A 20659-nucleotide genomic window follows, 5' to 3' on the forward strand; every position below is an offset into this window, starting at 1 on the left:
GGTCGTCCTCACCCTGGCCGCGGCGGCGGTGTGCGCCCAGGCCCTCGCCCGGTACGGCTCCCCCCTCGTGACCACCCCCTCCGGGACGCGTACCGACCCGCTCGCCGCGGCGGCGCCCGCCCTGCTGCTGGTCGCCCTCGCCGTGGCGGCGATGGCGGTGCTCGGCCCGGCCACCCGGGCGTGGGCAGGCCTGGCGGCCCGCGCCCGGGGTGCGAGCGGAGTCCTGGCCGCGCGGCAGGTCGCGCGCCGGCTCGTCGTGTACGTCGTGCCGGTGGTGCTGCTGGCGCTGTCCGGTGGCGCGGCGACGCTCGCCGGCGCGTACGCGGGCACCGCGCGCGCGTTGTCCGACGACGTGTCCGTGCTGCGCAACGGGGCCGACGTACGCGTCGTGCTCCCGGCAGGACACGAGGCCGACGCGGAGACCCGCGCCGCGTACGCGGGGGCGGACGGCGTGGTGACCGCGATGCCGGTGCTGACCGACGAGGCGCACGCCGGGGAGATCCCGCTCACGCTCGTCGCGGCGCCCGTGGCGGACCTCGGGACGGTGATGCGCGCGCCCGAGGGGGTGTCCGACGTCGGTGGTCTCGCCGCCGCCACGGTCCCGGAACGGCCGGCGATCCCGCTCCCCGGGGACGCCCGGACGGTACGCCTCGACGTGACCGCGGCCGTGGAGGCGACCCAGCTCCGGCGGATCGACGGGTTCGAGGGCGAGGCCCTCGGCCGCGTCGAAGAGGGGATGACGTACCAGGCCACCGTCCTGCTCGTCGCGCCGGACGGGGCAGCCGCACAGGTGGGGCTGCCGCCGATGGACCTCGACCTCGACGGCGACGGCGACGGGACCAACCCGGTGGGCGACGAGCCCGTGACGCACGAACTGGCCGCACGGATCCCTCCCTCGCCGGAGGCGGGACCCTGGTCGGTGGCCGCCGTCGACGTGGCGATGCCGACGGACTGGAGCGTGGAGACGCGCAACGAGGTGGCGCTCGACGGCCTCGCCGTCGACGGCTCCCCGGTCCGCCTGCCGGACGAGTGGCGGGTGCTCTCCCCCACGAGCGGGGCCCTGCAGCCCGGAGGCTCCGGGGGCGGCGAGGAGGCCACCGGGCCGGTGGCCGAGGCGGAGCTGTTCGGCTGGAACCGCGCCGTCCCGTTCCGGTTCCTCCCGGGCGGATCCGCGAGCCCGCTGCCCGTCGTGGTCACCGAGCACCTCGCCCGCACGCTGAGCCTGGGCGTCGGCGACGTGCTGGAGCTGTCCCACCGCGGAGTGTCGGCCGACGCCGAGATCACGGCCACCACCGACGTCGTCCCCGGCGTGCTCGAACCCGACGTGGCGGTCGCCGACGCAGCGGCCCTGACCGCCTGGCGCCTCGGCGCCACCGCCGAGCCGGCCGTGGCCGACGAGATCTGGGTCGCCGCAGGCGGGTCCGGTGGGCCGGGCGGCGCGTCCGCCGGGGAGCCGGCCGGCGGCCCCGACGGCACCGGCACGACCGCCGTCGACACGACCGCCGCCGCGGTCCGCGAGACCGCCGCCGCCCTGCGTGGCGACGACGGCGCCGCCGCCACCGTCAGCACACCCGGCTACGCGGTGACCGTCGACGCCGCCGCCCCTGTGCGCGTCGCCTTCTGGCTCGCCGCCGTCGGGGCCACGGCGCTCGCCCTGGTCGGCGTCGTCGTCGCCGCCGTCGCGATGCTCCGCCAGCGCCGGGCCGAGGTGATCGTGCTGCGCGCCGTCGGGCTCGGGCCCACGGCCCAGGCCCGGGCACGGGTGACCGAGCTCGTGGTGGTGGGCGCGGCCGCCGTCGTGCTCGGCGCGGTGGCCGGCTGGGGCGTCGCCCGCTTCGCCGTCGGCGGGCTGGCGCAGGCGACCCTGACCGGCATCGACGCGGACGTGCCCACGCGGTTCGCCGTGGACGGCACCGGTGTCGCCGTGGTGCTCGGCGCCGCGCTCGCGGGCCTCGGCGTCGTGGCGTCCCTCGTCGGGGCCCGCGTCGCCGCGCAGGCCCGCGACACCACCTACCGCGAGGAGGTGCGCTGATGTTCCGGTACGTGCGGCGGCAGCTCGCCGCGTCCTGGGGTGCGGTGCTCACGCTCGGTGTCGTCGCCCTCGTCACCGCGCTCGTCCTCTCGGCCGCGCCGCGCGCCGTCGCGGCGATGCACGGCGACCAGGCCGCGTGGACCGTGGGGGAGACGACACCGCTCACCCGCGACCTCATCGCGGTGAGCGGCCAGCAGGTTCCCGAGGACTGGGACGCGTACCTGACCGGACTCACGGACCTGCGCGACGAGCAGCCCGAGCCCTTGCACGGCCTGCTCGGCACCCCCGACTTCCAGGTCAGTGCCTCCGACCCCGAGTCGGTCACGCCGCTGCCCGGCAGCGACCTGTTCAGCATCGTCCTCACGCTGCGCGCCACCCCGCACCTGGACGAGCACGCCACTCTCGTCGAGGGCCGCTGGCCCGAGACCACCGCGGGTCCCCTGGACCAGTTCGAGTACGGCAGCGAGGACCCGCGCGCCGCCCGGTACCCGTACGAGGTCGCCGTCTCGCGGCAGGCCGCCGAGCGTTTCGGCTGGGAGGCGGGCCACGAGTACGACCTCCGCACCGACGGATCCAGCATGGTCCCCCTGAGCTCCCGCGCGAACAGCGGCTGGGGCCCGCTCGTCGTGACCGGCATCTACGAGCAGCACGGCGACCCGCAGGGCTCCTGGTGGCGGCAGAACCCCATCGGCGGCGTGCCCAACGTGATCCAGGACCCGAACACCGGGCTCAACGCCCAGGCCGCCGCGTACGTCGATCCGGCCATGATCGACGCGCTCTCCTGGGGCGGGGCCAGTACCACCACCTGGATCCCCGTCAGCGGCGACGGACTGCGCGCCGACCACGTGCCCGGCGTCCTCGCCCAGCTGCGCGGCATCGACGCCCAGGAGATCCCCGTGGACGACGGCGGCTCCGCGGCCTTCGGCCTCGACCTCGACAGCGGCCTCACCGACGTCCTGGCCACCCTGCTGGCCCAGCGCGCCGGCGTGGACGCCGTCATCGCGGTGCTCGCCGCCGGACCCCTCGGCGCCGCGCTCGCGGTTCTCGCGCTCGGCGCCCGCCTCGTCATCGACCGGCGCCGGCCGGCCCTCGCCCTCCTGCACGCACGCGGCGCCTCCGGGGCGCAGCTGCGCGCGATGGCAGGCCTCGAGGGCGCCGCGATCGGCCTCGTGGCCGCCGCCGCGGGGTTCGCGATCGGGTTGTGGGCCGCGCCTGGGCAGGTGACGACGGCCCAAGTGCTGCTCGCGGCGGCGGCCGGGCTCGGCCCGGGCGTCGCACTCGCGCTGGCGGCCGGGCCTCGCGGGCTGCGCGGCGGCCGGTCCGACCTGGGCCGCGGGCGTGGCCGCGTGCGCTGGATCCTCGAGGTGCTCGTGCTGGCCGGCGCGGCCGTGAGCACGGCACTGCTGCTGCAGCGAGGTGTGGTCGGTGGCGCCGGCGAGGCGGGCGCCGAGGACGGCGGGGGCGGTGCGGTGGACCCGCTCCCCGCCGCCGGCGTGGACCCCCTGCTCGCGGCCTCCCCGCTGCTGCTCTCGCTGGCCGTCACGCTGCTGGCGGTCCGGCTCTTCCCGCTGGTCACCCTCGCCGTCGAGCGGGCCCTGGCCCGGCGGCGGGATCTGGTGCCGTTCCTCGGCGCCGCCCGGGCGACCCGCGATCCCGCGGGCGGCGTGGTGCCGGCCGTCGCGCTGGTGCTGTGCGTGTCCGTGGCCGCGACCGCCGCGGTGCTGTACTCCACCGTGACCGGCGGCGTGGCGCGCGAGGCCTGGCACGAGGTCGGGGCGGACCTCAGGGTGTCCGGGCCGGAGATCTCCGAGGAGGTCGCCGCGGAGCTGTCCGCGATCGACGGCGTCGCCGCGGTCGCGCCCGTGACGGACCATGACCGGATCGCCGTCGCCGAACCGGCGGGCAACGGCGTGCGCGCCACCCTGTTCACCACTGACGCGGCGGCGATGGCGCGCGCCCAGGAGGGGGTGGCCGGCGCGCCGGCGCTGACGGGCACCCTGGGCTCCCGGGACACCCCGGGATCGGAGGCCGTCCCCCTGATCGTCACGCGGTCGACGGGCTACGGCGCCGGCCAGGAGGTCGAGCTCCGGCTGCCGGACGCCGTCGTGCCCGGCGTGGTCGTCGAGGCGGTCGACCAGGTCGCCGGCCTGCCGGGCGGCGAGGTGCTGGTGCTGGCCGACGACGCCCGGCTGGCCGGCGCGGTGCGCGCGGCCGAGGACGAGGAGGGCCCGCCCGCGGCCGGGCCTCCGGCGCGGGTCGCGCTCCTGGCGCTGGACGGCGCCGGGTCGAGGTCGGGCGGCGGTGGCGGCGAACCCGCGTCCGCCGTCGTCCAGGGCATCCGGGAGGTGCTGCCGAACGCCGTCGTCGACGACCCCGCCGCCCAGGCGCGGGAGATCCTCCGGTCGCCCGCGTCGACGGGACTCGTGGCGGCCTTCGTCGCGGCGGTCGTCCTCGCGGGACTGCTGGTGGGCGCCGTCCTGGTGATGGCGCTCATGCTCGCGGCGCCCGCGCGGGCGCGGCTGCTGGCGGTGCTGCGGACGCTCGGTCTGTCGGCGCGGCAGGGGCGCGGGCTCGTCGGGTGGGAGATCGGGCCGTGGATCGCGGTGGCCGTGGTCGCGGGGGCGGTCCTGGGCGGCGTCGTGCCCGTGATCCTGCTGTCCGCGGTGGACGTGACGGCGCTGACCGGCGGCACCCAGTCGCCCGAGGTGCGCTGGGATCCCGTCCTGACCGCCGGGCTGGCGGCGGGACTCGTCGTGGTGGCCGTGGTGGCGGTCGGCCTGGCCGCCGCGCTGGGACGACGGCACGAGATCGCGGCGCAGCTTCGGATCGAGCGGTGAGGACGGGCGAGCGGTGACGACGGATGCGACGGAGCTCGCGGAGACGCGGCGAGGGACGGAGAGACCGTGGACGGGGCGGGACGCGGGAAGGCCCGGCGGAACGGAACGGAAAAGAGCGATGACATGACGACGGTGATCGATCTGGACGACGGCGGAGCGCCGGGTACCTCGCGGTCCGGCGCGCCGGGGGACGGCGCCGGGCAGGCCGGCGGCGAGATCCTGTGCCGCGACCTGGTGCGGATCTTCGCGACCGACGGCGTCGAGGTGCAGGCGCTGCAAGGGCTCAACCTGACCGTGGAGCCCGGCGAGATCGTCGCGGTCGTGGGCGCGTCGGGATCCGGCAAGTCCACCCTGCTGACCATCCTGTCCGGGCTGGACACGCCCACGGGCGGCACCGCGACCGTGGCCGGGACGGATCTGCTGGCGATGGGGCCGAAGGAGCGCGTCGCCTATCAGCGTCACACGGTCGGGTTCGTGTGGCAGCAGACCTCCCGCAACCTGCTGCCGTACCTGACCGCTCGTGAGAACGTGCTGCTGCCGCTGGAGCTCGCCGCCCGCTCCCGACGGGAACGGACAACTCGTGCGCGCCGGGTCGACGAACTGCTGGAGCTGCTGGAGGTCGGCGACGTGGCCGGCCGCCGCCCGGACCAGATGTCCGGCGGCCAGCAGCAGCGGGTGGCGATCGCGGTCGCGATGGCGAACTCCCCGCGCGTGCTGCTCGCCGACGAGCCGACCGGTGAGCTCGACGAGGCCACCAGCGCCGAGGTGCTGGAGGCCATGCGCGGCGTGAACCGGGAGACCGGCGTGACCACCCTGATCGTCACCCACGACCCGACCGTGTCGGAGCACGTGGCGCGCACGGTACAGATCCGGGACGGGCGGACGTCGACCGAGACGCTCCGGCGCACCGAGACCGACGAGCACGGGCAGGCGCGGCACATCTCGGAGGAGTTCGCGGTGCTGGACCGGGTGGGACGGCTCCAGCTCCCCGAGGAGTTCATGAAGTCGCTGGACCTCAAGGACCGGGTGCGGCTGGCGTTGGAGCCGGACCACGTGGGCGTGTGGCCGGACAAGCCGAAGGAGGAGCGATGAGGTCGATCCTGCGGGCCGAGGCGCTCAGCCGGGTCTTCGGTTCCGGCGCCGGCGAGGTGCACGCCCTGAACGGCGTGGACCTCGCCGTGGCATCGGGGGAACTGCTCGTCGTGCGGGGTCCGTCCGGCTCCGGCAAGACGACGCTCCTGAACCTGCTGGGCGGGCTCGACCGGCCGACGTCGGGCAGCGTCTGGCTGGGCGAGGCCGAGGTGACCGCGATGCGCGAGCGCGAGGTCCTGGCGACGCGGCAGCGGCGGATCGGGTACGTGTTCCAGTCCTTCGGGCTCGTGCCCGTGCTGTCGGCCGCCGAGAACGTCGAGGTCCCGCTGCGGCTGCGCCGGGTGGCGCCCGCGGAACGCGCCGAGCGGGTGCGGGCGGCGCTGGAGGCCGTCGGCCTGGGGGAGCACGCCGAGCAGCGGCCGTACGAGCTCTCGGGCGGGCAGCAGCAGCGCGTCGGGATCGCACGGGCCCTCGTCGCCGAGCCGGAGGTGCTCATCGCGGACGAGCCCACCGGGCAGCTCGACTCCGCGACGGCGGCGGTGGTCATGGACCTGATCCGCGACGTCGTCCACGCGCGCGGCGTCGCCGCCGTCGTCTCGACGCACGACCCGATCCTCATGGAACGCGCGGACCGCGTGGTCGAGCTCCACGACGGCAGGCTCGCCGCTGGCGGGTAGCCGCCACCATCGGTGGCGGTTTACCGCCGTGGCCGGTCACGGTCGGGTGACGAACCGGTGTTGGGCGGGAGAATCGCTGAAGGAGCGTGTTACATGGTGTTACGAAGGGATACCGAAAAGGTCACGACTGCTGGCATGTTCGTGTGAGGGACTCTCGACGGGGTCTCCAGGGCGGGTAATGTGGCGCCCCACAACCGGGCGCAGTGCTGCGCCCGATACAGCGTCGCCAGCGATCCGCGAAGCGGCGTGACCATCGAACCAGGAGGACACGTGACACCTCGTAAGCGACTCATGGGAGTGGGTGCGACACTGCTCGCCGGCTCCCTGGTCCTGTCAGCGTGCGGCGGCGGCATCGGCGAACAGACCGAGGGCGACTCGGAGGCCGTCATCACCGTCAGCAGTGGTGAGCCCCAGAACCCGCTCATCCCGTCGGATACCAACGAAGTCTACGGCGGCCTCGTCGTGCGGAACATCTTCTCCGGTCTCGTCTACTACGACGTGAACGGCGCCGTCCAGAACGAGATCGCCGCGTCGATCGAGTCCGACGACAACGTGACCTGGACCATCACGATCGAGGACGGCTGGACGTTCACCGACGGCACGGACGTCACGGCGCAGAGCTTCGTCGACGCCTGGAACTGGGGGGCCTACGGCCCGAACGCCGCGAACCTCACCTATTTCTACGAGCCGATCGAGGGCTACGACGAGGTCCAGGTCCCGGTCGACGAGGACGGCGAGCCGACCGGCGAGGACCCGGAGGCCGAGACGATGTCCGGTCTGGAGGTCGTCAGCGACACCGAGTTCACGGTCACGCTGAAGCAGCCCGAGTCCGACTTCCCGGTCCGCCTCGGCTACACGGCGTTCTTCCCGCTGCCCGAGGTGTTCTTCGAGGACCCCGAGGCATTCGGTGAGGCGCCGGTGAGCAACGGCCCGTACACGCTGACCGAGTGGGACCACGACACCGCCATCACGGTCGAGCCGAACCCGGACTACGCCGGTGACCGCGTCCCGCAGAACGGTGGCGTCGAGTTCCTCGCCTACACCGACGAGGACTCGGCGTACAACGACCTCCTCGCCAACAACCTGGACATCGTCACCAACGTCCCGGCCTCGGCCTTCGCGACGTTCGAGGAGGACCTCGGCGACCGTGCGGTGAACCAGCCGGCGGCCGTCACCCAGGTCATCAACGTCCCCGAGTACGTCGAGGACTTCCAGGGTGAGGCAGGCCTGCTGCGCCGCCAGGCGATCTCCATGGCGATCGACCGCGAGGGCATCACCGAGACCGTGTACGACGGCGCTCGGACGCCCGCCAGCGACTTCACCAACCCGGTGATCAACGGCTGGAGCGACGACATCCCGGGCAGCGAGGTGCTGGAGTACAACCCGGAGGAGGCCGGCTCGCTCTGGGAGCAGGCCGAGGAGATGGACCCGCTGGGTGACGACTACACCCTGTTCATCGCCTCGAACGCCGACTCCGACCACCAGTCGTGGATCGACCCGGCCTGCAACACGATCCGTGAGGCACTGGGGATCGAGTGCGAGTTCGACGCCTACCCGGTGTTCGACGAGTTCCTCGAGGCCCGTGACAACCGCGAGATCAAGGGCCTGTTCCGCGGCGGCTGGCAGGCCGACTACCCGGCCATGAGCAACTTCCTCGGGCCGATCTACGGCACGGGCGCCGGCTCGAACGACATGGACTACTCGTCCGAGGAGTTCGACGCGAAGCTGACGGAGGGCAACGCCGCGGAGACCCCGGAGGAGGCCACCGAGATCTACAAGGAGGCCCAGGAGATCCTGTTCCAGGACATGCCGGGCATCCCGCTGTGGTACTACAACACCACGGCCGGGTACTCCGAGGCCGTGGACAACGTGGAGTTCGGCTGGGACAGCGACCCGATCCTGTACCAGGTGACCAAGTCGGAGTGAGCGTGATCACGTCCGGTTCGCCGGACTGACCGCGACACTCCAGGTGAGAGGCGGGGCATGCGCGTGTGCGTGCCCCGCCTCCCCCTGTGCCGCGACCTGAGCTCCAGGCGGCATCCTGGAGAATGAGCGGCGGAAATTGACAAGGAGACCACAATGCTCTGGTACATCGGACGCCGGTTGTTGCAGGTGATCCCTGTATTCCTCGGCGCCACCCTGCTCGTCTACGGGATGGTGTTCCTGCGTCCGGGCGACCCCGTCGCCGCGCTCGGCGGCGAGCGCGGCCTTCCGGAGGCCGTCGCCCAGCAGATCCGGGAGCAGTTCCACCTGAACGAGCCGTTCTTCGTGCAGTACCTGTACTTCCTCAGGGGCATCTTCACGTTCGACCTCGGACCGGACTTCACGGGGCGCCCGGTGGCGGAGACCATCGCGAACGCGTTCCCGGTGACGTTCCAGCTCGCGATCATGGCGCTCGTCATCGAGACGGTCTTCGGCATCGGCTTCGGTCTGGTCGCCGGAATGCGCAAGGGCAAGCTCTTCGATTCGACCGTGCTCGTGTGGACGCTGCTGCTGATCGCCGTGCCCACCTTCGTGCTCGGTTTCGTGGCGCAGATCATCTTCGGCGTGCAGCTCGGCTGGCTCCCGGTGACCGCCGGGCGAAACCCCGACTTCGAGAGTCTGCTGATGCCGGCAATGGTGCTGGCCGGTACGTCGATGGCGTACATCCTGCGACTCACCCGCACCTCGGTCGCGGAGAACCTCACGGCGGACCACGTCCGCACCGCGCGGGCGAAGGGCCTGTCCCGCAGCCAGGTCACCAACCGGCACGTGCTCCGCAACTCCCTGATCCCGGTCGTGACCTTCATCGGCGCCGACCTGGGCAACCTGATGGCCGGCTCGATCGTCACCGAGGGCATCTTCAACATCAACGGGGTCGGGGGGACGCTGTTCGAGTCCATCATCCGCGGTGAGAACGTCACGGTGGTCGCGATCGCGACCATTCTCGTGCTCGTCTACATCGCCGCCAACCTGCTCGTGGACCTGCTGTACGCGGTCCTGGACCCGAGGATCCGCTATGCCTGAGAACCGCTACGACAACGGCCCGCGCCCGGGCCAGGATCGCTATGTGGCACCGCCCGAGGAGGTCACGGTCGGCGCCGTCGACGCGCTCGCCGAGGACCAGGCGCCCTCGAGCATGTGGCAGGACGCGTGGCGCGAGATGCGCCGCCGTCCGATGTTCTGGATCGCGCTCGCGATCATCACGGTCGCCGTCGTCATCGCGATCGTGCCCGAGCTGTTCACGTCGCACGGGCCGCGCCAGTGCTCGCTCGCGGAGTCCCTGCTTCCGCCGTCGGGCGAGCACTGGTTCGGTACGGACAAGAATGGTTGCGACGTCTACACCCGGGTGATCTTCGGCGCCCGGCCGTCCGTCACGGTCGGTGTCCTGGCCACGACGTTCGTGGTCCTGCTCGGCGGCTCCATCGGAGCGATCGCCGGCTACTTCAGCGGCTGGCTCGACACGATCCTGTCGCGGATCACGGACATCTTCTTCGCGATCCCGTTCTTCCTCGCCGCGCTGGTGATCCTGAGCCTGCTCCCGAACCGCAACGCCTTGGCGGTGGCGCTCGTGCTCGCCAGCTTCGGCTGGACCTCGATCGCCCGGATCACGCGCGGCTCCGTGCTCAGCGTGAAGAACAACGAGTTCGTCACCGCGGCCAAGGCGCTCGGCATGAGCCGGCTGGGCATCCTCGTCAAGCACGCCCTGCCGAACGCCGCCGCGCCGATCATCGTGTACGCGACGGTGGCGCTGGGCACGTTCGTCGTCGCCGAGGCGACGCTGACGTTCCTCGGCATCGGCCTGCCGACGTCGATCGTCTCGTGGGGTGGAGACCTGTCCCAGGGCCGCACGATCATCCGCCAGGCCCCCGAGGTCCTGATCTACCCGGCCGTGGCGCTCGGCACGACGGTGCTCGGCTTCATCATGATGGGCGACGTCGTGCGCGACGCCCTCGACCCGAAGGCGCGTAAGCGATGACGACGACGATCAACCTGACCGACAAGGCACCCGAGAGCGTCGAGAGGCCCGACGACAGCGTGCCGCTGCTCGAGATCAAGGACCTGAAGATCTCGTTCACCACGGGGACCGGCCTGGTGGAGGCCGTCCGCGGCGTCGACCTGAGCGTGTACCCGGGGCAGTCCGTGGCGATCGTGGGCGAGTCGGGATCCGGCAAGTCCACCACCGCGCACGCGATCATCGACCTGCTGCCCGGCACCGGCAAGGTCACCGGCGGGTCCATCCGGTTCGACGGGCGCGAGCTCGTCGGCCTGGACCGCAAGGCGACCGAGCACATGCGCGGCCGGGACATCGGCCTGGTCCCGCAGGACCCGATGTCGAACCTCAACCCGGTGTGGCGGATCGGCACCCAGATCGAGGAGGCCCTGGTCGCCAACGGCTTCCAGGGCACCAAGGCCGAGCGCCGGGCGCGGGTCACCGAGCTGCTCGGCGAGGCGGGCCTGCCCGACGGGGAACGCCGGGCGCGCCAGTACCCGCACGAGTTCTCGGGCGGTATGCGGCAGCGTGCGCTGATCGCCATCGGCCTGGCGTCCCGCCCGAAGCTGCTCATCGCGGACGAGCCGACGTCGGCCCTGGACGTCACGGTGCAGAAGAAGATCCTCGACCACCTCGAGGACCTCACCAGCGAGCTCGGCACGGCCGTCCTGTTCATCACCCACGACCTGGGTCTGGCGGCCGAGCGCGCCGAACACCTCGTGGTGATGTACAAGGGCAAGGTCGTGGAGTCCGGCCCGGCGCTGGACATCCTCAAGAACCCGCAGCACGAGTACACCCGGCGGCTGGTGGCCTCGGCGCCGTCGCTGGCGTCGCGCCGCATCCAGTCCGCCCACGAGGCGGGCAGGCAGGCCGAGGAGCAGATCTCCGGCCACGAGGTCAAGGTCGACAAGGCGGCGCCGAAGGACGTCGTCGTCGCCAAGGAACTCACCAAGGTGTTCCGGATCCGCGGCGCCCGCCCGGGCACCCACACCGACTTCACCGCGGTGGACGCCATCGACTTCGTGCTCCCGCGCGGGAAGACGCTGGCGCTCGTGGGGGAGTCCGGTTCGGGGAAGTCCACGGCGGCGAACATGGTGCTGGGGCTGCTGGAGCCGACGTCGGGCACCGTGGTGTTCGACGGCAAGGACACCTCCACGCTGTCCGGCCGCGAGCAGTTCGCGATGCGGCGCCGGGTGCAGCCCGTGTTCCAGAACCCGTACGGGTCGCTGGATCCCATGTACTCGGTGTTCAGCTCCATCGAGGAGCCGCTGCGCCTGCACAAGGTGGGGAACAAGAAGGAGCGGGAGCAGCGCGTGCGCGACCTGCTCGACATGGTGGCCCTCCCGGCCTCGACCATGCGGCGCTTCCCGAACGAGTTGTCCGGCGGGCAGCGGCAGCGCATCGCCGTGGCGCGTGCGCTGGCGCTCGAGCCCGAGGTCATCGTCCTGGACGAGGCCGTGTCCGCGCTCGACGTGCTGGTGCAGGCCCAGATCCTGCAGCTCCTCGGCGACCTGCAGGGCGAGCTGGGGCTGTCCTACCTGTTCATCACGCACGACCTCGCGGTGGTGCGGCAGATCGCCGACCTGGTCGCGGTCATGAAGGACGGGCGGATCGTCGAGCACGCCACCACGGACGAGGTGTTCGACAACCCGCAGCAGGACTACACGAAGGACCTGCTCGCGGCGATCCCGGGCGGCAGCCTGGAGATCGGCGCGGCGTAGGGACAGCGACGGACGACGGCGACGTGGTCGGCTGCTTGTCGTGTGATCGGCTCCTCGGGGAGCCGATCACACGACATCGGGCCGGCGACACGACAACCGGCCGACCGTGGCCGGCGGGTAGAATGGCTTCGGCGCGTCGACGGTGAGCGTCCGCGCCCCTCCCTCGACTTTTCCGGAAATGAGTTCAGCCGTGCCCAACTCCGCCGCGACGTCCCTCGCCGTCCGCTCCGATCTGCGCAACGTGGCGATCGTCGCCCACGTCGACCACGGCAAGACCACGCTGGTCGACGCCATGCTCCGGCAGGCCGGTGCGTTCGACGCGCACCAGCAGGTCGACGACCGGGTCATGGACTCCGGTGACCTGGAGCGTGAGAAGGGCATCACGATCCTCGCGAAGAACACGGCGGTCCGGTACGCCGGTCCCGCCGCGGCGGCCGCCGGCGAGCCCGACGGGGTCACCATCAACGTCATCGACACCCCCGGTCACGCCGACTTCGGCGGCGAGGTCGAGCGCGGCCTGTCGATGGTCGACGGCGTCGTCCTGCTGGTCGACGCCTCGGAGGGGCCGCTGCCCCAGACGCGCTTCGTGCTCCGCAAGGCGCTCGCCGCCAAGCTGCCGGTGATCGTCGTCGTGAACAAGGTGGACCGCCCCGACTCCCGGATCGAGGAGGTCGTGGGGGAGACCACGGACCTCCTGCTCGGGCTCGCGAGCGACCTGTCGGACGAGGTCCCGGACCTCGACCTGGACGCGATCCTCGACGTGCCGGTCGTGTACGCGGCCGCGAAGGTGGGCGCGGCGTCGCTGAACCAGCCGGCCGACGGCGGCCTGCCGGACAACGACAACCTCGAGCCGCTGTTCGCGACGATCCTCGAGAAGATCCCCGCTCCGACCTTCGACGAGTCGATGCCGCTCCAGGCGCACGTCACCAACCTGGACGCCTCCCCGTTCCTCGGCCGGCTCGCGCTGCTGCGCATCCACAACGGCGAGCTGCGCAAGGGGGCCCAGGTCGCCTGGGCACGCCACGACGGCACCGTCGAGACCGTGAAGATCACCGAGCTGCTCGAGACGAAGGCGCTCGACCGGGTCCCCGCCGAGAAGGCGGGCCCGGGGGACATCGTCGCGGTGGCCGGCATCGCCGACATCATGATCGGCGAGACGCTGACCGACATCGACGACCCGCGCCCCCTCCCGGTGATCACGGTCGACGACCCGGCGATCTCCATGACCATCGGGATCAACACGTCGCCGCTGGCGGGCAAGGGCGGCAAGGGCCACAAGGTCACCGCGCGCCAGGTCAAGGACCGGCTCGACGCCGAACTGGTCGGCAACGTCTCGCTCCGGGTCCTGCCCACCGAGCGCCCCGACGCCTGGGAGGTACAGGGCCGCGGTGAGCTGGCGCTGGCCATCCTTGTCGAGCAGATGCGCCGCGAGGGCTTCGAGCTCACCGTCGGCAAGCCGCAGGTCGTCACCAAGGAGATCGACGGCAAGCGGCACGAGCCGATGGAGCGCATGACCATCGACGTGCCGGAGGAGTACCTGGGCGCCGTCACGCAGTTGCTCGCGGCGCGCAAGGGCCGGATGGACACGATGACGAACCACGGCACCGGCTGGGTGCGCATGGAGTTCATGGTCCCGGCGCGCGGCCTCATCGGTTTCCGCACGCGCTTCCTCACCGAGACGCGCGGCACCGGTATCGCCTCGTCCATCTCGGAGGGGTACGAGCCGTGGCACGGCCCCATCGAGTCGCGCGCGACCGGTTCCCTCGTGGCCGACCGCGCCGGCAAGGTGACGCCGTTCGCCATGATCAACCTGCAGGAGCGCGGCTCGTTCTTCGTCGACCCCACGCAGGAGGTCTACGAGGGCATGATCGTCGGCGAGAACTCCCGCAACGAGGACATGGACGTCAACATCACCAAGGAGAAGAAGCTGACGAACATGCGGTCGTCGACCGCGGACAGCTTCGAGAACCTGATCCCGCCGCGCAAGCTCACGCTCGAGGAGTCGCTGGAGTTCGCGCAGGAGGACGAGTGCGTCGAGGTGACGCCGGAGTTCGTGCGCATCCGCAAGGTGGTCCTGAACCAGACGGAGCGCGCCCGCGCGGCGGCCCGCGCGAAGCGCGCCTGAGATCACGGTGCCCGACGACGTCCCGCGGGCCGTCCCGGGCGGCCCCGGCCTCCGGGGGCGCTCGCACCGTGCCGCACCCGTGCGGACCGGTGACGTTCCCGGAGGTGGCCTCCTCGCGGTGCACGCGCACCCGGACGACGAGACCCTGTCGACCGGCGCGTTGCTCGCCACCTGGGCCGCGGCGGGCCGGCCGGTCACGGTCGTGACGTGCACCCGCGGGGAGCGCGGCGAGGTCCTCGCCCTCCCGGGTACGACGTCGGAGGGCCTGGCCGGTCTCGAAGGCGACGGCCCGGCGCTGGCGTCGTACCGCGAACGCGAACTCGCCCGCGCGACGTCGGCCCTGGGCGTGGACCAGGTCTTCCTGGACGAGGCGTCCGCGCCCGCCCGCGACGCGGGCCTCGTGGTCGGTCCGTCCTCGAATGATCGGCAGATCGAACGACCGATCACTCACGCGAGGCCCGACCACGGCGGCGGCATGGCGGGAGCTCGGGTGCGGTACGAGGACTCCGGGATGGCGTGGGTGCGGCCCGGGGTGGCCGGGCCCGCTCCTGATTCGCCGCCGACGGCGTTCGCGCGGGTGCCGCTCGATGAGGCCGCCGGGCGGCTGGCGCGCCTGATCGCCGAGCGCCGCCCGGCCGTCGTCGCGACCTACGAAGCCGGCGGCGGGTACGGTCATCCCGACCACGTGCGTGCGCACGATGTCACCGTCCGGGCCCTCGAACTGCTGGCGGAGTGTGGCGTGGTCACCGAGCGGGAAGCCCGGTCGAGCACAGGCGTCGGACCCGCGGTCGGTCACCCAGGCGCCGGGGACCCGGCCGACCCCGCGCCGTGGGTCCCCGAGCTGTGGCAGGCCGTCGCGCCGGCGGACGAGGTGCGAGCCGCTCGGCGGACGCTCGCCCGGAGCCGTGAGGCTCGCGCGGCCGTCGTGGGACACGGGCTGGTCCTGCCCGATCCCGCCGAGCCGCTGCCCCCGTTCGCGAAGGATGACCTGCCCGGGCGCGTCGAACGGGTCGACGTCGCGCCCGTGCTGGATCGCGTGCTGGCCGCGATGCGCGCGCACGCCACGCAGGTCCAGCACGTCACGCACGCGCCCGCTCCGGGAATCCTCGGGTTCTACGCCCTGAGCAACGGCGTGCTCGCGCCGGTCCCGGAGCACCAGACGTACCTCGTCACGTCCGTGTGACGGCGCGGGCACGAGGTTGCCAGGCGCTCTCGGGCGATGCGCCGGAACCTCGCCTGCGGCGTCAGGCTCGTGGTCGCGGCGCGGCGCCCGCCGTCAGCGGCCCTGCAGGGCGTCGAGGCCCACCGCCATGGCGATGACCAGGCGGCGGTCCAGGTGCGGGTGGTGGATCCGCACCGTGTACTTGTCGCGCAGCGCCCACTGCTTCTCGACGGAGAACGCGGGTTGCCCGCCGAGGGCGAAGTCGAAGTGGTACGGCAGCCAGTCCAGGTTCTCCGAGAGCCGCCGGAGCACGGCCACCCACATGCTCCGCTCCTGGCCGGTCGCCTCCCCGAGCCCGGGCTGCTCCAGGTGCCAGGTGCTGCGCAGGAAGGACTTCCCGAAGTCCTTGCGGAACAGCCCGATCGGGGCGCCGGAGGCGTCCGTGACGTCATACGTGGCACCGAGATCCAGCACCTGTCGGGCCTTGAACCCGAGCACGGGAACGGACTTCGTGTCGTCCGTGTACAGGGTGACCTGCTCGCGCATCGCCATGCGCTTCTGCTGGGCGAAGGCCAGGAGCTCGCCCTCGGAGCCGTCGGGCAGCGCGGCGTGCACGGCGTACTGGTTGACCATGAGCCGCACCCGCTGGCGGATGTACAGCGTGGTCTGCGTCTGAAGGGTCTGGGCGTTCATGGAGGCCTTCCGTTCGGGGCGTCGCGTCTGACGGGCCGACACCGTCCGCGTGCGGAGTCTGGCACAAGATCGCGGAACCACCCAGCAAAATGCGCGATGATGGGCTCGTGACAGAACAGCACGAGCCGAACGGGAACCGTCCGCGCCTGGGGCCGGTGATCGTCCGGGTGCTGCTCGCCGTGGCTCTCGGGCTCGTCATCGGTGCGCTCGGCACCTCGGTGCACCGGTACGGCGACGAGTCGTGGTATCCCGGAATGGCGCTGGCACTCGCGATCACCGTGACGGCGGCAACCATGTGCCGGGCGTGGGCCGGGTACGGCGCTCTCCTCGCGTTCGCCGGCGGCTGGGTCGTCGCCGTGCAGCTGATGTCGCTGCGCGGTTCGGGCGGGGACGTGCTCGTACCCGCGGGGACGCTCGGTCTCGTCTGGACGTACGCCGGAGTCGTTCTCCTGGGAGTGGCGGCGTTCCTGCCGGCCTCCTGGTTCCGTGAGGTGCCGGTGCGGGGGTCGGAGAATCGGTCCGAGGCCGCGGCCAGCAGGTCCGTGACCAGCACAGAACCTCCACTCGGAGCAGGCTGAATCGCGGCCCGGGGCGCCTGGACCGGCCAGTAGGATGCGCTTCGGGACGGCCTCGCGTGCGCGCGACGGTGTCTGGCGGCGCGGAGAGCCCGCGCCGTGACAGGTTGCACGGAGCAATGTGAATGGGCCAGCCGACCGACAACGACAAGCCGTCAGAGGCGACCGGTCAGAACGATCCGAACGACGCCCGCCCGGCGATGCCGCCGCTCTCGTCGAGCCGACCCGGCCCGGCGGGCGGACAGCCGCGCCCTCCCGCGGCACCGGCCGTGACCGAGGTGAGTCCTGTGTTCCCTAGGCCCGCGCCCGAGCCTCCTGCGGCCGCGAACGCCGCCGGGGAGGACGCCGGGGACGGCGGCGCGGCCCCGGCACCGTCCGGCACCCCCGAGCGCGCCGGCACGGCCACCTCGGACTCGGCTCAGACGACGACGGCTCATGCCGCGCCGGCGTCCGCTCCCGCGGCTCCTGCAGCTCCCGCGGCTCCCGCGTCGGCCGCTGCCCAGGTGCCCGCGGCGGCCTCGGCGCAGCCCGGCGCCGCGGCCCCCGGGAAGCCTGCCGCGATGGAGACGACTGGCGCCGACAAGCCGTCGCCGCCCGCTCCCGGTTCTCCGCCGGGATCCGCCTCGGATTCCGGCTTCCCGGTATCGGCTCCCGAATCGCCGCCGCGGTCGACGCCCGCCCCGGCATCGATCCCCCGGTCCGTCGCGGCTCCTGACACGGCGCCGGCCCCTGGACCGTCGGCTTCCGGTCCCGCTTCAGCGGCCGGTCCCGTCCCGGCGTCCACGGGCCCTGCTCCGGCGTCGGCACCTGTGCCACCGCCGGGTTCGGCTGCGTCGTCCGGCGCTACTTCGTCGTCCGGTCCTGCTGCACCATCGGGTTCTGCCTCGCCATCGGGACCCGCCCCGTCCTTGGGTTCGACCTCGTCGTCGGGTCCCGCTGCGTCGTCGGGCCCCGCTGCGTCGTCGGGCTCGGCCGCGTCGTCGGGCCCTGCTCCGGCGTCGGGCGCCTCCTCGCCGGCCCCCGCGGCGCCGTCCGCCTCGAAGCCTGCCGCACCGGCGGGATCGAAGCCGTCCGCGCCGGCCGGATCGGAGCCCGCCGCGCCGGCGGGACCGAAGCCCGCCGTGCCGGCGGGATCGTCGTCGGGCGACGACCAGGCCGCCGTGCTGCAGTCGGTCGTCGACAACCTGGCTCCCGAGCGTCCCGCCGGCCCCGCCAAGCAGGCCGGCTACACGCCCCGCGTGTTCGCGTTCGAGCGGCCCGCGAAGAAGTCGCGGCCGGGCGGCCCTGCCGAGTCCACCCCGCCCGGCGAGTCCGGGACGCCCGGTGGCTCCGCCCCGGCGGGACGGGCGGGCGACAACCGGTTCATGCGGCCGATCACCGGGATGATCCCGAAGCTCAAGCCCTTGACGGGGGCCATCGCGCGGGTCGTGAACCCGCAGGCGGCGCGGCATCCTCATGGTCCCGCGACACCGCCACCCGGCGCCGTCCCGCCCGGCGGTGCCGTCCCTCCGGCCGGCGCCGTCCCGCCACCCGGCCCTGTTCCGCCTGGAGGCCCGGTCCCCGGTGCCGGCCCCGTTCAGCCCGGCGCTCCGATCCCGCCCGGCGGGCCCCACCCCACGGCCGGTCCGGTACCGCCCGCCGGCGTGGCACACCCCGGCGACCCGGCTCATCCTGCCGGGACGATCCCGGCGGCGGCCGCCGGTGCGAGCGATACCCCGCAGGGCTCTCCGGGGGCGCCCGCCGGCGGCGTCCCGCCGGCCGCCGTACCGCTCGGGAACGTCGCGGCGCCCGGTGGACCGGGCGCGTCCGGTGGGCCCGCCAAGCCCGGTGAGTCCCCCAGGCCCGGTGAGCTGATCGGCTCCGCGTGGCCTCCCGCGCCCGGCGGGCCCGACGGGACGGGCCAGTTCCCGCCCCCGCCGCCAGGAGGCTCGTGGACCTTCGGGATCCAGGAAGACAGCACCCCGCACCGGGGCCGGAGGATCGCGCTCGGGGTCGGCCTGGGCGTCGTGGCCCTGTGCGGACTGTTCGCGGTGATCGCAGGCGTGCAGGCGGGTGCTGTGCCGAACGGCGTGCGGGTCGCGGGGGTCGAGATCGGCGGCCAGTCGCGCGACGAAGCGATCGCCACGCTCGACGAGGCGCTCGCGCCGCGCGCGAAGGAACCGGTGGCGCTGGTCGCGGGCACCGCGGAGTCGAAGCTGAAGCCCGCGAAGGCCGGACTGGCCTACGACGCCGAGGCGACCGTCGACGCCCTGACCGGCTTCTCCCTCGATCCCGCCCGGATGTGGGAGCACTTCTTCGGCGCGGACGAGGCCGAACTCGTCCTCGCCGTCGACGAGGAGAAGCTCGGCAGCGCCGTCGAGGGCCTCGAGGAGTCGATGACGGTCAAGCCGGCCGACGGCGCGGTGACCTTCAAGGACGGCGCCCCCCAGGCCACGGACGCGAAGCAGGGCTCCAGGGTGGACGCGGCGGGAGCACAGGCCGTCATCACCTCCAGCTGGCTGCGTACCGAGCCGCCGTACACGCTGCCGACGCAGGAGGTCGCCCCGGAGATCACCCAGGACGAGGTCGACGCCGCGATGGACACCGCGAGCAAGGTGGTCTCGGCCCCCGTGAGCGTCGAGGTGGGCGGACAGAGCGTCGAGCTCACCCCCGCCGACCTCGCGACCTTCGCGAGCTTCGAGCCGAGCGACGGTGACCTCGCCCTCCGTTTCGACCGCGAGGGCCTCGTGAACGCGGTCGTCGAGCGCACCGCGAACCTCCTCACCATCCCCGAGGACGCCCACTTCGTGTTCCAGGACGGCAAGCCGCAGGTGGTCGGCGGAGGTCCCGGGACCACGCTGAAGCCCAAGGAGGTCGGCGAGGCGGTGAACGTCGCCGCGCGCGGCGACGACCGCGTCGCGGCCGTGGAGCTCCACGAGCAGGACCCGGAGAACACCAAGGAGGCGCTGGAGGACCTGGGCGTCAAGGAGATCGTCTCGGAGTTCTCGACACCGCTCACCGCCGACAACGTCCGCACCCAGAACCTGATCCGCGGCGCGGAGATGGTCACCGGCGAGCTGGTCAAGCCGGGCGAGACGTTCTCCCTGATCGAGGCGCTCTCGCCGATCACGGAGGCGAACGGGTACGTGTCGTCCGGTATCGTCAGCAACGGGCAGCACGTCGAAGGCGTGGGCGGCGGCCTCTCCCAGATGGCCACGACCAGCTACAACGCGGGCTACTTCGCCGGGTTCGACGACGTCGAGCACCGCCAGCACAGCTTCTGGTTCCCGCGCTACCCCGCCGGGCGGGAGGCGACGATCTACGTCGGCGCGCTCGACATGAGGTTCAAGAACGACACGCCCTACGGAGCCGTCCTGCAGTCGTTCGTCAGCAACGGTCAGCTCACCGTCCGGATCTGGAGCACGAAGTACTACGAGGTCCAGACCAGCGACAGCGGTCACCAGAACGTCGTCGAGACCTCCACCGTGAAGAGCAACGACCCCGAGTGCGTGGACTACCCGGGCGGCGAGGACGGCTTCACGATCTCGAACTACCGCAAGGTCCTCCTGAACGGCGAGGTCGTGAAGGACGAGACCTACACCTGGACCTACAAGCCGGACAACCCCGTCGAGTGCACGAGGGGCGGCGGCAACGGTGGTGGAGGCGGCAACGGCTGACGGGCGGCCCGACGCTCAGGTGAGAACCGCCGTCGTCCGTTCCATCAGGACGACGACGGCGCCCACCGAGCAGCGTTCGACCAGTTCGGCCGGCCAGTCGCCCTCCAGCGGGACGC

At 72.8% G+C, this 20659-nt stretch carries 14 protein-coding genes; 12 read left to right on the plus strand and 2 right to left on the minus strand.

Features of this window, described 5'->3' with window-relative positions; all coding sequences use genetic code 11:
• The 10 genes from IIE03_RS00605 to IIE03_RS00650 form a co-directional block, all read left to right on the plus strand.
• Positions 1–2032, plus strand: a 2032-nt coding sequence (locus IIE03_RS00605; protein ID WP_192860798.1) for an FtsX-like permease family protein, incomplete at its 5' end; no start/stop codon positions are given.
• Positions 2032–4869: a hypothetical protein gene (locus tag IIE03_RS00610; RefSeq protein WP_192860799.1), complete on the plus strand. Its 2838-nt coding sequence runs from the start codon at positions 2032–2034 to the stop codon at positions 4867–4869. The genes IIE03_RS00605 and IIE03_RS00610, both read left to right, overlap by 1 nt.
• Positions 4870–4992: 123 nt before the next feature.
• Positions 4993–5961, plus strand: a complete 969-nt coding sequence (locus IIE03_RS00615) for an ABC transporter ATP-binding protein (protein ID WP_192860800.1) — start codon at positions 4993–4995, stop codon at positions 5959–5961.
• A complete protein-coding gene (locus tag IIE03_RS00620; RefSeq protein WP_192860801.1) occupies positions 5958–6638 on the plus strand; it encodes an ABC transporter ATP-binding protein in 681 nt (226 codons plus the stop codon). Before IIE03_RS00615 ends, IIE03_RS00620 begins: the two co-directional genes overlap by 4 nt.
• Before the next feature lie 270 nt (positions 6639–6908).
• Entirely contained in the window at positions 6909–8564 is a 1656-nt protein-coding gene (locus IIE03_RS00625) for a peptide ABC transporter substrate-binding protein (RefSeq protein WP_318842713.1), read from the plus strand.
• A gap of 153 nt (positions 8565–8717) precedes the next feature.
• A complete protein-coding gene (locus IIE03_RS00630; protein WP_192860802.1) occupies positions 8718–9644 on the plus strand; it encodes an ABC transporter permease in 927 nt (308 codons plus the stop codon).
• Entirely contained in the window at positions 9637–10596 is a 960-nt protein-coding gene (locus IIE03_RS00635) for an ABC transporter permease (protein WP_192860803.1), read from the plus strand. Before IIE03_RS00630 ends, IIE03_RS00635 begins: the two co-directional genes overlap by 8 nt.
• The gene (locus IIE03_RS00640; protein WP_192860804.1) at positions 10593–12332 is read left to right on the plus strand and encodes a dipeptide ABC transporter ATP-binding protein; all 1740 of its coding nucleotides are present in this window, start codon (positions 10593–10595) and stop codon (positions 12330–12332) included. The genes IIE03_RS00635 and IIE03_RS00640 overlap by 4 nt, the downstream gene beginning before the upstream one ends.
• A gap of 178 nt (positions 12333–12510) precedes the next feature.
• On the plus strand, positions 12511–14457 hold the full coding sequence (gene typA / locus IIE03_RS00645) for a translational GTPase TypA (protein ID WP_192860805.1): 1947 nt from the start codon (positions 12511–12513) through the stop codon (positions 14455–14457).
• 79 nt (positions 14458–14536) lie between these two features.
• Positions 14537–15640 (plus strand): PIG-L family deacetylase, encoded by a 1104-nt coding sequence (locus IIE03_RS00650; protein WP_408632817.1) that lies wholly within the window; start codon positions 14537–14539, stop codon positions 15638–15640.
• 93 nt (positions 15641–15733) lie between these two features.
• Here the strand turns inward: IIE03_RS00650 and IIE03_RS00655 are convergent, their stop codons facing one another.
• Positions 15734–16312, minus strand: coding sequence for an LURP-one-related/scramblase family protein (locus tag IIE03_RS00655; RefSeq protein WP_192860807.1), 579 nt, complete (start codon positions 16310–16312; stop codon positions 15734–15736).
• Positions 16313–16419: 107 nt separating this feature from the next.
• Between IIE03_RS00655 and IIE03_RS00660 the strand changes: the two genes are divergently transcribed.
• The gene (locus IIE03_RS00660; RefSeq protein WP_192860808.1) at positions 16420–16890 is read left to right on the plus strand and encodes a hypothetical protein; all 471 of its coding nucleotides are present in this window, start codon (positions 16420–16422) and stop codon (positions 16888–16890) included.
• 430 nt (positions 16891–17320) lie between these two features.
• Here IIE03_RS00660 and IIE03_RS00665 read toward each other — a convergent pair whose 3' ends face one another.
• A complete protein-coding gene (locus tag IIE03_RS00665) occupies positions 17321–18070 on the minus strand; it encodes a hypothetical protein (protein ID WP_192860809.1) in 750 nt (249 codons plus the stop codon).
• On the opposite strand from IIE03_RS00665, the gene IIE03_RS00670 reads away from it, so the two are divergent.
• Positions 18048–20543 carry a VanW family protein gene (locus tag IIE03_RS00670; protein WP_192860810.1) on the plus strand — a complete coding sequence of 832 codons (2496 nt, stop codon included), beginning with the start codon at positions 18048–18050 and terminating at the stop codon, positions 20541–20543. The genes IIE03_RS00665 and IIE03_RS00670 overlap by 23 nt on opposite strands.
• Positions 20544–20659 lie beyond the last annotated feature (116 nt).

The organism is Myceligenerans pegani (assembly GCF_014892515.1).
Lineage (GTDB): Bacteria > Actinomycetota > Actinomycetes > Actinomycetales > Cellulomonadaceae > Myceligenerans > Myceligenerans pegani.

What these genes read in the sequence shown, in the direction of transcription:
- IIE03_RS00610 (WP_192860799.1), top strand. Translation starts at nt 2,032, where the DNA reads ATGTTCCGGTACGTGCGGCGGCAGCTCGCCGCGTCCTGGGGTGCGGTG.
- IIE03_RS00615 (WP_192860800.1), top strand. Translation starts at nt 4,993, where the DNA reads ATGACGACGGTGATCGATCTGGACGACGGCGGAGCGCCGGGTACCTCG.
- IIE03_RS00620 (WP_192860801.1), top strand. Translation starts at nt 5,958, where the DNA reads ATGAGGTCGATCCTGCGGGCCGAGGCGCTCAGCCGGGTCTTCGGTTCC.
- IIE03_RS00630 (WP_192860802.1), top strand. Translation starts at nt 8,718, where the DNA reads ATGCTCTGGTACATCGGACGCCGGTTGTTGCAGGTGATCCCTGTATTC.
- IIE03_RS00635 (WP_192860803.1), top strand. Translation starts at nt 9,637, where the DNA reads ATGCCTGAGAACCGCTACGACAACGGCCCGCGCCCGGGCCAGGATCGC.
- IIE03_RS00640 (WP_192860804.1), top strand. Translation starts at nt 10,593, where the DNA reads ATGACGACGACGATCAACCTGACCGACAAGGCACCCGAGAGCGTCGAG.
- typA (WP_192860805.1), top strand. Translation starts at nt 12,511, where the DNA reads ATGAGTTCAGCCGTGCCCAACTCCGCCGCGACGTCCCTCGCCGTCCGC.
- IIE03_RS00655 (WP_192860807.1), bottom strand. Translation starts at nt 16,312, where the DNA reads ATGAACGCCCAGACCCTTCAGACGCAGACCACGCTGTACATCCGCCAG.